Annotated in this window: 8 protein-coding genes and 1 pseudogene; 1 reads left to right on the top strand and 8 read right to left on the bottom strand. The window is 73.8% G+C overall.

Features of this window, described 5'->3' with window-relative positions; all coding sequences use genetic code 11:
- Positions 1-7: 7 nt before the first annotated feature.
- The 3 genes from HH212_RS27770 to HH212_RS23855 all read right to left on the bottom strand — a co-directional run bounded on the left by HH212_RS27770 (position 8) and on the right by HH212_RS23855 (position 4585).
- Positions 8-1618 (bottom strand): methyl-accepting chemotaxis protein, encoded by a 1611-nt coding sequence (locus HH212_RS27770; protein ID WP_170204759.1) that lies wholly within the window; start codon positions 1616-1618, stop codon positions 8-10.
- A 437-nt stretch (positions 1619-2055) separates the two neighbouring features.
- Positions 2056-3582 carry an FHA domain-containing protein gene (locus HH212_RS23860; protein ID WP_170204758.1) on the bottom strand — a complete coding sequence of 509 codons (1527 nt, stop codon included), beginning with the start codon at positions 3580-3582 and terminating at the stop codon, positions 2056-2058.
- 10 nt (positions 3583-3592) lie between these two features.
- Positions 3593-4585, bottom strand: coding sequence for a PP2C family protein-serine/threonine phosphatase (locus HH212_RS23855; RefSeq protein WP_229217436.1), 993 nt, complete (start codon positions 4583-4585; stop codon positions 3593-3595).
- On the opposite strand from HH212_RS23855, the pseudogene HH212_RS23850 reads away from it, so the two are divergent.
- Positions 4584-5171, top strand: a pseudogene (locus tag HH212_RS23850) (GNAT family N-acetyltransferase); the annotation flags it as partial. The gene HH212_RS23855 and the pseudogene HH212_RS23850 overlap by 2 nt on opposite strands.
- Before the next feature lie 21 nt (positions 5172-5192).
- On the opposite strand, the gene HH212_RS27500 reads toward HH212_RS23850, so the two are convergent.
- The 5 genes from HH212_RS27500 to HH212_RS23825 all read right to left on the bottom strand — a co-directional run bounded on the left by HH212_RS27500 (position 5193) and on the right by HH212_RS23825 (position 11884).
- Entirely contained in the window at positions 5193-5777 is a 585-nt protein-coding gene (locus HH212_RS27500) for an SH3 domain-containing protein (RefSeq protein WP_229217435.1), read from the bottom strand.
- A gap of 7 nt (positions 5778-5784) precedes the next feature.
- Entirely contained in the window at positions 5785-7677 is a 1893-nt protein-coding gene (locus HH212_RS23840) for a hypothetical protein (protein WP_170204756.1), read from the bottom strand.
- Positions 7614-10223, bottom strand: coding sequence for an FtsW/RodA/SpoVE family cell cycle protein (locus HH212_RS23835; RefSeq protein WP_170204755.1), 2610 nt, complete (start codon positions 10221-10223; stop codon positions 7614-7616). The genes HH212_RS23840 and HH212_RS23835 overlap by 64 nt, the downstream gene beginning before the upstream one ends.
- Positions 10220-11218 carry a protein kinase domain-containing protein gene (locus HH212_RS23830; RefSeq protein ID WP_170204754.1) on the bottom strand — a complete coding sequence of 333 codons (999 nt, stop codon included), beginning with the start codon at positions 11216-11218 and terminating at the stop codon, positions 10220-10222. The genes HH212_RS23835 and HH212_RS23830 overlap by 4 nt, the downstream gene beginning before the upstream one ends.
- A 165-nt stretch (positions 11219-11383) precedes the next feature.
- Positions 11384-11884 carry a hypothetical protein gene (locus tag HH212_RS23825; protein ID WP_211172404.1) on the bottom strand — a complete coding sequence of 167 codons (501 nt, stop codon included), beginning with the start codon at positions 11882-11884 and terminating at the stop codon, positions 11384-11386.
- Positions 11885-12060: the final 176 nt, after the last annotated feature.

Raw genomic sequence — 12060 nt, 5'->3', positions numbered from 1 at the left:
GGGTGGGTCAGGCGGGGAGCGCCAGGCGGCCGGCGCCCGGCAGCGCGTGCGCGCCGTCGGCGGCGCGGTCGTCCTGCTCCACGCGGAAGGTGCCGACCAGGCCGGACAGCGCGTGCGCCTGCTCGTGCAGCGCCGCGGTGGCGGCCGCCGCTTCCTCGACCAGCGCCGCGTTCTGCTGAGTGGCCTGGTCCATGTGAAGCACCGCCTGGTTGATCTGGTCGATGCCGGCGCTCTGCTCGGCGCCGGCGGCCATGATCTCGGCCATGATGTCGGTGACGCGCGCCACGCTGGTCACGATCTCGTCCATGGTGGTGCCGGCCTTGTCGACCAGCGCGGCGCCGCTGTCGACGGTGGCGACCGAGGCCGTGATGAGTTCCTTGATTTCCTTGGCCGCCGCCGCCGAGCGGTGCGCCAGGTTGCGCACTTCGCCGGCCACGACCGCGAAGCCGCGGCCCTGTTCGCCGGCGCGCGCCGCTTCCACCGCGGCGTTCAGCGCCAGGATGTTGGTCTGGAAGGCGATGCCGTCGATGACGGCGATGATGTCGACGATGCGGCGCGACGAGGCGTTGATGGTGCCCATGGTGTCGACCACTTCGGCCACCAGCTGGCCGCCGCGCAGCGCCACCTGCGACGCCGATACCGCCAGCTGGTTGGCCTGGCGCGCATTGTCGGCGTTGTGGCGCACGGTCGAGGTCAGCTCTTCCAGCGAGGAGGCGGTTTCTTCCAGGCTGCCGGCCTGCTGCTCGGTGCGGTTGGACAGGTTCAGGTTGCCGGCCGCGATCTCGCTGCTGGCGCTGGCGATCGAGGCGCTGCTGTCGCGCACGCTGCGTACGGTGGCGGCCAGGTTGTGCTGCATGTCGGCCAGGCCGCCCAGCAGCTTGCCCATTTCGTCGCCGCGTCCGGCCGGGACCGGGGTCGACAGGTCGCCGCGGGCCATCGCCTCGAAGTGGCCGAGCGCCTGGTCGAGCGGGCCCATGATGGCGCGCAGCAGCGAGACCGAGGACACCACGATCAGCAGCGCGCCCAGCACCACCGCGCCCACCGCCAGCTTGAGCAGGCGCTCGCTGCGCGCCAGGCTTTCCTCAAATGCGGCCTTGGCCGACTTGACCTGGTAGTCGTCGAGCTTGTTGGAGGCGGTGTTGTAGTCGCCGAAGGCAGTCGTCAGGGTCTTCATGAACAGGGTTTCCACCGCCGCGCCGTCGCGCTGCTGCACGGCGCGCGTCAGGGTCGCGATGGCGCCGTCGACGTATTCCTTGCGGCGCGCCGCCAGGGCATCGACCAGCGCCTGTTCCTCGGCGTCGCGCGGCATCGCCAGGTATTCCTTCCAGGTCTTGTCGGAATCGGCCAGGAAGCCCTGCATGCGGGCGATGGTCTTGTCGATGTCCGGCGCGTCCGGGTGCAGCACGGCGCGGTCCAGCACGAAGCGGGCGCGCGACAGGAAATTCTTCGAGTTGTTCAGGACGATGCTCGATACCAGCTGGCTCGAATACACCTCTTCGAGCGAGGCCTGGGTGGCGCGCATGCCGTGGATGCCGATCAATCCGGTCGCCACGATGATCAGCCCGAGCAGGGCCATGGTGGCGATGAGGCGGATGCGGAGCGTAAGTTTGCTGGTCATGGATGTCTGCTTGTTGCGGTGGCGGGCAGCGGCCCCGATGGACGCATGCCCGCCGATGCATGTGGAGGGAACAAAGCGCACTGTACCTCCGAAATTTCCACAAGACAATAAATCAAGGAAATACACGTTGCTTACAGGATACGTTTGACCCAAATCATTGTTACCGCAATAAGAGGCAAGATAAATCTTGCAACGCATGAATGGCGGCGGCCCGGCGCCATCGATTCATGCCGGTGGCATAATCGGCGTATCAGGTGTGGGAGGACTTCCGATGCGGATCCCGAAAGAACTGCAGATACCGCTGATCGTATTCGCGCTGCAGGCGGTGCTGTTGACCGGCGCCGCGCTGGTGTTCGTGGTGCTGGGCGTGCGCTGAGGCGCGCCGACGGCGCACCGGGGTCGTCGCCGGGCAGGCCGGCGTGGCGTGCGCTCCGGTTCTAGCCGGGGCGGCGGTCTTCGGGCCGCGCCGTGGCGGCGAAGCGGCCGTAGCCTTCGAGGCCGGCCAGGCTGCCGGCTGCGCCGCCCGGCGCCAGCGCCGTCTCGCGGCCGCTGGCGCGGTCCAGGTGCCAGAAGCCGCCGTCGCGGTGGAACAGCGGCGGCATGGCGGCCGCAGTGAGTGCGGCATCCGGATGGCGTTCCGGCGCCAGCAGCAAAAAGCACTCGTCGTCGGCGCCGCCGTCGGCACGGCGCAGCAGCACGCCGTGCGCCGACAGGGCGCCCACCTCCAGCAGCACGACGCCGCGGATGCTGGCGGTGAACTCGATGCGCATGCCCGCGCGCAGCGGCACGGCGTGCCGCTTGCCGGGCCAGGCGCCGTCCAGCAGCAGCCCGTAGCGCGACACGTCCTCGATCTCGAAGCCGTCGCGTCGCGGCCGTACCAGCGCATGGCGCGCCGACAGGCGCCGCGTCAGCCCGTCCGCCTCCGGCCCGTGCGCGCCGTAGTGCAGCAGCGCCGGGCCGGCGCCGGCTTGCGTGCTTTCCCAGCGTCCCAGCACGCATTCGTCGAGCGCGAACAGGCGCAGGTGGCGCGGCACGCCGGCGCGTCCGTTGGCCGCCACCAGGCAGGCGCTCGACGCCGGGCACGGATGCGCACCCGCCAAGCGCGCAGGCACCTGCGCGCCGGCCCGGGATGCCGCCGCCAGGTCGATTTCGATCAGGTCCTCGTCCCAGGCGATGGTCGGCAGCGCCAGGTCGATCTTGCCGCCGCCATGCCCGTTTCCGGCGAGGCCGGCCAGGTCGAGCCGGGCGATGCCGGCGTTGCGCGCGGCGATCTCGATGTCCATCGGCCCGCCCGCATCCAGGCCGTGCACGCGCGCGATGGAAGCGTCGTCGGCGCTGATGCGCACATTCTTGTGGGTGGACAGGAAGGTGCGGTGGATTTCTTCCAGCGACGCGTCCGGACGCGGCACCAGCAGCACCAGCGTGGCCACCCAGGCGCGCGCCGCCACGGGTGCGCCGGCATCCGCCGCCGCGGGCGCTTCGTGGCGGCGCGGGGGCTCGCCGCGTAGTTCGACGTCGATGCGGTACTGGCCGTGCTCGCGGCCGCGCGAGGAAAATTCGATGTACAACGGCAGCCAGCCGCCATGCACGTCGCGCGTAAAGGCCAGGCGCGCGCCGCTGCCGGCCAGCAGCTCGGACGCCAGCCGCGCCTCCAGGCGCGCCGGCGCGTCGGCCGCCATGGCGTGCAGCGTCAGCTTGATGGTCTGGCGCCCGCCGGCGGCGCGCGGGTCGAAACCGCTGACGCGCAGGTGCGGGCGCGCCGGCACCGGCTGCGCGTAGACGGGCAGGGCCGGCACGGCTTGCGGCAAAGCGCGCGGCAAGAGCGCCGGCGCTGCGGCGTCTGCAGTCATGGCCGCTTCATGACCGGGGTCCGCCGGCTGCGCATGCCCGTGCGCGCATACCGGCGCGCCCGGCATGACCCAGGTGGTGCAATGCGGATGGTCGGGACTGGCGCAGCGTTTCATGGCGGATTCCCTATCGAGCGTCGGGCAGCGCGGTTTCTTCGCGTCCGGCGCCGTCCGGCGTGCGCAGCAGGATCGCCGTCACGTTGTCGGGGTAGAAGAAGGCGGCGGGATGCGCGTCGTAGGCGCCGAACAGGGCCGCCAGCATGGTGGCGGCTTTGGCGCGGCCGCCCAGCAGTTGCGGCCACTGACCGACCCAGCCGTCCGGGTCGGAACAGGACCACAGGCCGTCGGTCGCCAGCAGGTAGGAGGCGCCGGGACGCAGCGCCAGCGCGCGCCGGTCGGCCAGCGGCGCCAGCCAGGCCGGCAGGTTGGCCGCCGACAGTTCGAACAGCGGATCGCTCAGCCGTGCCGGGTCGGCGAAGGCATTCCCCAGGATGAACGCCTGCGACACCTGCGGCCGGTGCTCGCCGTGCACTTGCCGCCACCAGTCGTCCTCGCCCAGCAGGCCGGCCATCGCGAACGCCGTGGCCGGCACGTGGTCCACGCTGAGCGGCGCCGCGTGCGTGCGCGTGATTTCGTACAGGCGCGAATCGCCGGCGTGGTACAGCAGCGGCGCGCCGCCGGCCGGCAGCTCCAGCATGGTCAGCGTGGTGCCGGGACGCGCACCGTGACCGAAGGCGGCGCCGGCGAAATGGCGCTGCAGGCCGGCGTGTAGGCCGTCCAAGCGCTGCGCCAGCTCGGCCGCGCCGTCGCAGGGCGGCAGCGCCAGCAGCCCGGCGGCGACCGCTTCCGCCGCCTCGCGCCCGTGGCCGTGGCCGCCCATCCCGTCCAGTACCGCCACGCGCGCATGCCCGGCGCGCCAGCCGGGCAGGCGGCGCCGCTGCGGCAGCCCGTCGCGCAGGAACACGGCTTCGCCGGCGGTATCGATCAGTACCAGGTTGTCCTGGTTTTCCTCGCGCAGGCGCGGCCCGGCGCCGACGCAGGAAAAGGCGGCGACGTCGAGCGCGCCGAAGCGCAGCGCGGCGGCCAGGGAAGACGGAGACAGGGGCGGTGGAATCGGCATGACGCTACTTTACCCGCAATCGGCGCACCGGTCAGGCCGCGCCGGTTGCGGCCGTGTGGTAGGTTGGCCTTGCCACGCATACCAAGAGAGGGAGCCCGCGATGACCAGTGCCAGCACCAGCACCAGCACCAGCGCCAACGCCAACGCCGGCGCAATCCTGATCCGGCCGCTGGCCGGCGCCGACGTCCCGGCCGCGGCCGGCGTGCTGCGGCGCGGCGCCGAGGCGTTCATCCTGCACGAATCGGCGCCGCAGGACGCTGCGGATTTTCTTGCCCAGCACGGCGAGGACGGCATCCGCGCCGCGCTGGCCGCCGGCATGGCCTATCACGCGGCGCTGGTCGACGGCCAGCTGGCCGGCTTCATCGGCATACGCGAGCGCAGCCACGTGTATCACCTGTTCGTCGACGAGCGCTGGCAGCGGCGCGGCATCGCGCGCCGCCTGTGGGAATGCGCGCGCGCCGCGGCGCTGGCGCCCGGCCACGCGGGCGTGTTCACGGTGAATTCGTCGAACCATGCGGTTCCCCTGTACGAGGCGCTCGGTTTCGTGCGCAGCGCGCCGATGCAGGTGGCGCGGGTGCGCTACAACCCGATGCGCCTGGATGCGGCGCTAACGCGCGCCGTGGGCGGTGTTGCCGAGGTCGGCGCTGTCGTGCCCGACGCTTCCTTGGCCGACGCTGCCTTGCCCCATGCGCGCGCCGGCCTGGCCGTGTCCGCCGCCGCGCTCGTCGATCCGGCGTAGCCACAGGCTGTTGGCCCAGCCTTCCAGTTCGCCGCCTTTCACACGCGCGCGCACCTGCCACCAGTCGCCGTCGCGCGCGCCGCCGGCGGTCACGAGGGCGCCGGCCGGTAGCACCGCCACGCGCGTGCCGCGCACGCCGCCCTGGGTGCGCAGGTTGAGGCCGTCGATCACCAGGTAGCGGCTGCCGCGCGCCGGCGCGGCCACGCCCATGGCGCCGGAGTACATCCGCGGCGCGGCCGGGCCAGGGCGCGCCGCGATGGCGCGCTGCGCCGGGCCGGGCGGTACGCCGAGCAGCATGCAGAACAGGGCGCCGAAGGCCAGCGTGCCGCCGCCCGCCAGCGCGATGACGCCGAGACTGGGGCGGCGCCACCAGCGCCGCGGCGTCAGCCAGGCGGCCAGCAGCAGCGTCAGCGCCAGGGCCGCGCCATAGGCGGCGATTGCGGTGGTGTCCATGGCCGCTTCAAGCCTCGAAACGCAGCACGTAATGGCCGGCCACCAGGTGGTGCCCGGCCGGCAGGCGGTAGGGCGCTTCCGGCGTGGCCGCATCGATCGCCGCGACGAAGGCCAGGCGTTCGTCCAGGTGGTACAGCGCCTGGGTCGGGCTCAGGCGCGCGATGTCGAAACCGTCTTCGGCGGTGTCGAAACTGAAGGCGCTGCGCGACAGGCCGAGGCGGTCCGCGCTGGAGGCCGCCGAACCCGCCGCATGGCGCAGGAAGCGTGGCGAATCGAGCACGCGCAGCGCCGCCAGCGCCGGCGCGGCGCGCCCGAACACGCAGCGCGCGCCGGGCGCCGCCGGCAGCGCCGGCGTGGGCGGCAGGCGCAGCAGCGCGCAGTAGCGGTCCGCCATCCCGGGCGCGACGGCGAGCAGGTCGACGGCGCCGTTGTCGACCGGCCGGAAGCTGGAAGGCACGCCGATCGCCTCGCGGCCGGCGGCGGTGATCGCATGCAGGCCGTCGGCCTGGTCGACCGCGAAGGTGATCACCGCGTTGCCCGCGGCGGCCGGCGCCAGCGCGCGGTCCAGGCCGATCTCCAGCGCCTGGGCGCCGGTATCGCGGTAGCGCGACAGGCGCGGCAGGGCCAGCGCCGCCAGCGCCACCCGGTGGCGCGCCAGCGGCGCGTAGGTCGCTTCGGCGTCGATGGCCTGCGGCGAACGCGCATCCTGGCGCTGCGCGCCGGGCGCCGCCGGCAGGGCGGTGCGCTGGTCGTCCGGCGCCAGGCGCGGCTTCCAGACCGCGGCCGGGCGCAGCGAAGCCGGTGCGGGCGCAGCCGGCATGGCATCGGCCGAGGCGTCGTCCATGGGCGCGCCGGCGGCCGGCTGTGCCGGAAGCGGCCGGCCCGGCAGGGTTGCCATGTGCGCGGTTTGCGCCGCGATTGCCACCTGCCCCTGGAGCGTGGCGTGCGCCGGTGTGCCGCCCGCGGCATGCGTGGCGCCGGCGGCCGGCGGCGCCGCCGGCACTGCACGATGCGCCGGCGCCGCGGCCGGCGCGCCGGCCTGCTGCAGGCGTGCGCGCGCAGCGACGGAAGGCAGCGCGACCGCCGCCGGCGCCTGGCGCGCGTCCTGGACGGACGGCGCCGCCGCCGGGCCGGCCGCCGGCGTCACCCGCAGCAGCAGGCGCAGCGGCACGCCGGCGCCGTCCACCGCGCCGCGCCGCGAGCGGATCACGTAGTAATCCTGGACGGCGTCGTAGACGCAGTCGAAGGCGTCCCTGGGGCGCACCTGCACTTCGAGCGGCAGGCCCGGCCCGTCGTTCACCAGCAGCACCGCGCCCTCGGCGCCGAACGGCCAGCCGGGTGCGGCGCAGGTGGCGCCGTGTTCGTCCTGGCCGATCAGCGTCAGGCGCTGGTTCGGGTAGATGGCGCAGGCGGTCTTCCACACCGCGCTGTCGCGCGAGACGCCGACCGTGTGCTGGACCGCCTCCCCCGGCGCCGGCAGGTACACGGCATGGCCGAAGCGCACCTCGACCTCGCCCGGCGCCAGGCCGTCGGCGCCGAGCACGCGGTAGCGCACCTCGTCGCCGCCGAGCAGGTCGCCGAAATCCCTCTGGTGCAGCGCCGCCAGTCCCTGGGTCAGGTCGCGCACGCGCGCGCCGCGCGTCAGGTGGCGGTCATCGTCGACTTCTTCCTGGGGCAGCACCAGCGTCACGTGCGAAAAGCAGCGCGTGGCGGCGTTGCCGCGCCGTTCGCGCGGGGCGCGTTCGAGCAGGTCGCGCAGCAGCGGACGGCGCGCGAACAGGGCCAGTCCCGGCGCCTGCCAGAGGGCCTCGGGATCGAACACGTCGGCGATGCCGGTCAGGACCTGGCGCTCGACGTAGGTTGGCGCAGTGCGGGGTGCAATGCGGGGGACGGTGTGCATGCCGGCGCCGGATGCGGCCCCGGAGGCGTTGCGGCTGAATGCGATGCTGCTGGACATGGTTGGTTCTCCTCCAAGGATTGTGCGCTCGCGGCGGCAAACGCTAGCAGGGGGCAGATGAAAAACAGCAGGTGCGAGCCGCCGGCCGACAGGAAGCTCATCGGCTGGCCCATCACCGGGAAGATCGCCAGGTTGGTGCCCCACGACAGCAGGAAATGGCCGCACACGAAGGCGGCGCCGCCGCACAGCACGAAGCAGCGCAGGCGCGCCAGCCAGGCCAGGCGGAAGTCGCGCGCGTGGCGCTGCGCCAGCCAGCAGCGCAGCGCAATCGCCAGCAGGCCGGCGACGAAGGCGGCCTGCAAAAGCCACAGCGCCAGCGCCGCCGCCAGCCCGTGCCGGTTCAGGAAGAACGAGGCGGCGAAGTCGTCCTGGACGGCGGGAATGCGCAGCGCCGCTTCGCCGCCGCGCGTCGCAGTGGCCAGGCCGAACAGGCCGTCGGCGCCGCGCCAGCCGCCTTCCATCACGGCGCGCGCGCCCAGCAGCAACTGCTGGCCGGTATGCGGATGGGTGCCTGGATCGAGCCAGACCAGGAAGCGGTCGGCATAGAAATTCCATTGCGCCAGCGCGGCCGGGCCGGCGCCGCGCAGCCCCACGATCCCCAGCACGGCCAGGCAGGCGCAGCCCAGCAGCGCGGCCGCCGCCAGGCGCTGGCCGGTGGCCAGCGCGTACGCCAGCGCCAGGGCGCCGCCCCACACGCCCAGCAGCACCAGCGGCGAATAATCGTCGACCTGCACCAGCGCCACCGCCAGCAGCACGGCGAACAGCAGCGCCGGAAACACCAGGCGCAGGCATTGCCGCAGGGCGCCGCCGGGCGCCGGCTGCGCCCCGGCCGCCAACGCCAGGCAATGCGCGCTCAGCGCCGTCAGCGCCAGCTTGGCGAATTCGACCGGCTGCAGGTCGAACACCCCGGTCTCGTCGCCGAACGCCACCTGCAGCAGCAGCGCCGCCAGCGCCAGCGCGGCCAGCAGCATCAGCAGCGCTTCCACGCGCGCCTGGCGCGGCGCGGCGGATCCGTGTTGCATGCGCCAGCCGCGCCAGCCCTGCCAGCCGGCGCCGCCGCCCAGGCCGACGGCCAGCAGCGCGGCGCTCTTCTGGACGTAGCGCAGCCAGGACGAGTCCGGCCCGGCCAGGCCGAGTTCGAGCTGCGCCAGCAGGCCGGTGGCGAGCAGCAGCAGCGCGGCCGCCAGCGCCAGCGGCAGGCGCCGCGGCGCCCACAGCGCCAGCCACAGCGCCGCCCACGCCACCGGCAGCGCCACGCCGGCGCCGGCCGCGGCGCCGCTGCGCTGCAGCCAGAGCAGCAGCAGGCCGGCCAGGGCCAGCAGCGCGCCGGCCAGCAGCTGGAAAACGGCGCGCCCGTCCGTGCGCGCGGCGCGCGGGCGCCCCCGCTTCTGCCGGCGCCAGGCGCAAAAGCCGGCCAGCAGCACTCCCGCCGAGCCCGCCATGACCGCCGCCAGCGCCGGCGCCGGGTTCCACAACGCGCGCCGTTGCCACGACCAGGTCACGCCCGGCGGCAGGCGCCGCTGCGGTTCGGCATACAGGGCGACGTGGCTGGCCGGGCGCAGCCGCAGCAGGCCGCCGTCCGGCCGCACCAGCAGGCGGGTGCGTCCGGCCAGCAGGATGTCGCCGGCCTGCAGGCGCAGTGCGCGTTCGGCCAGCGCCGTTTCGATGCCGGCTTCCACCATCAGGGGCGGCGCCTGAACGCCCGCGCCGCCGGCGGACGCGGCGATGCCGTCGGCGCTGCGCGCGAACGATGCCGCCGGCGCCGCCAGGCCGGGCAGGGCGATGCGGTTGCCGCAATCGAGGTTGCCGCCGAAGACCAGCGGCCGCGCCAGCGTCAGCGCCGCCGGCGCGACGCGGTTCCAGGCGGCTGCCAGGCGCGCGCCGGCGCGGGTGTCGGGACAGGCCGGCTGGACCGCGCCGTCGCGCCATAGGGTGGCGCCGTCGTAGCGCCAGTGCACGGCCGCCGGGGCGCCGCCGGCGCGCGCCGGCACGACCGGGGATGCCGCGGACGCCGCGTCTTGCGGCGCGCCGTCCATCCGGCCGGCGTCCAAGGGCGTGCCGTACGGCAGCGCCGCAGCGGGCGCTGCGGGCGCTACGGGTGGCATCGTGGCGCTGGAAAAGCCGACCGCATCCGCGCCGCCGCTCTCGATCGCGAACGTGGCCGCGCCCACGCGCAGGCGCTGACCGGTGGCCAGCGTCACGCTGCCGCCGCGGCGCCGCACGCCGTCGCGCTCGAGCGCCGGCGGCGCGGCGCCATCGGTGGCGCCGATCCACCAGTCGCCGCCGGCGTCGCGCCGCAGCAGGAACGGCGCGGCATCGCCCTCGGGCGCGCCGAGCGCGTCGCGGCCGATCTGCATGCTGTCGCCGCGGCCCAGGACGATGCCGACCTCGGCCGGCATCCAGGCGGCGGGCGCGCGCAGCAGCGCCAGCAGTTGCAGGCAGCACAGCGCCAGCAGGCCGGCGCCGGCGAACACGCGCAAGGGTCTCATGCCGCGCTCCGCAGCGGCTGCACGGCATCGCCTGCGCCGAGGCGCACGCGTTCGATCAGGCGGCTGATCTCGAGCGCATGGCGCGGCCGCCCGTCGGGATGCGCCGCCAGCAATGCGCGCAGCAATGCCAGCGCCGCCTCTCCGCAGCCCGCACCGTGCGGCAGCGCGTGGCGCAGGAACAGCGCGGCCTCGTCCGGCGCCAGCGGAGGCGGCACCGCGCCGCCGTGGCGTTCGCGCAGCCACGCCGCCGCTGCGCTGCCGTGGACGCGCCGGGCGCCGGCGCATGCGCCGCCGAAGCGCAGCTGGACCCCGGTCGCCAGGTGGTAGAGCAGGGCGCCCAGGGCGAAATAATCGGTGCGCGCATCGGTGCGGTAGCCGCCGTCCTCGTGCTCGAAGAACTGTTCCGGCGCCTGCCAGCTGGCGGTGCCGGCATAAGCGTGGGCGCGGGCGTCGGCCAGCGGCCGGTTGGTGCCGAAATCGGCCAGCTTGAGCGCGGCCCCGCCGTTGCCGCCGCCCTTGTCGACCAGCAGGTTGGCCGGCTTCAGGTCGAGGTAGCGCCAGCCGTACTGGTGTACCTTGGCCAGCGCCGCATTCACCTGGGCGGTCCAGGCCAGCGCCTGCGCGAAGGAAACGCGTTCGCCGCGCAGGCGCAGGCACTCGAGGTGCCGCGCCAGGTCGCCGTCCAGCAGTTCCAGCGCCATCGCGGGCTGGTCCAGGTGGACGCCGCTGTCGAGCAGGCGCACGATGTGGCGCCTGTCCCACGGCTGCAGCGCGCGCAGGAAGCCGATCTCGGCGGCCGCGTCGCGGGTCCAGCAGGCGCGCTGCGGCGGCAGGGCCAGCGCCATTTGCGCCAGGTTGACCAGCTTGAGCGCGGCCGGCGCGCCGCCCAGGCAGGGCTCGGCGCGCCACAGCACGCCGTAGCTGGATGCGGCCATCGGCGCGCGCAGGCGCCAGGCGCCGCCCGTCAATGCGATGATGTCTCCTGCTGCATACATGTGTTCTCCCGTGGCCGGCGCGGCTGCCGCCGTCCGCGACTAGCGGGGGGAGGGTGAAACGGCATACAGGTGCGGACGAAAAAAAACCGCGCGGGCGGCGCGGTTTTGCGGGGCACGGCGGCTCATCCAGAGTCCGCCCTGGGCCGGCAGGGCGCCGGCCAGCGCTCAGCGGTGGCGGTCCCAGCCGCCGCGGTCGTGGTCGCGGTCCCAGCCGCGGTCGTGCCCACGGTCGTAGCCGCGATCATAACCACGGTCGTAGCCGCGATCGTATCCGCGGTCATAGCCGCCGCGGCGCGGTTCGACGTACACCACTTCCGGACGCGGCGAATAATAGCGCGGGCGCGATTCGACGACAACCGGCGCCGGCTGGTAATAGCCCGACTGGTAGTAGCCCGGCGCGTAGCCGCCCGAGTAGCTGCTCACGTAACCGTTCGAGTAGCCGCGGTCGCGGTAGTAATAGTCGTCGTTGGTACGCACCGAGCTGCCGACCGCCGCGCCCAGCACGCCGCCGACGATGGCGCCGTTGCGTCCCGCCGCGCTGCCGCCGACGGCAGCGCCGACCAGCGCGCCCACGGCGGTGTTCACACCGCGGTCATCGGCGAATGCCGTGGAGGACACGGCGGCCGCGGCCAGGAGTACCGCACCAAAGCATTTTTTCTTCAACATGGCTTTTCCTTGCGCCTCGACGGGGGACCGGAATGATCGCGACGACGTCAGGCATGAATCCACTATATGCCCGGCCATTGCTGGCGCCACTTGTTAATACCAATTCTTACATCTGCATCAGGGGCTGTAACAATTTTCCATTTTCATCTTGCAGCAGCCCCAGCCCGCCCCATCTA

Source organism: Massilia forsythiae (genome assembly GCF_012849555.1).
Classification (GTDB): domain Bacteria; phylum Pseudomonadota; class Gammaproteobacteria; order Burkholderiales; family Burkholderiaceae_D; genus Telluria; species Telluria forsythiae.
Note: the sequence above shows the minus strand (reverse complement) of the source record. Positions and strands in the feature narration are given on the sequence as shown.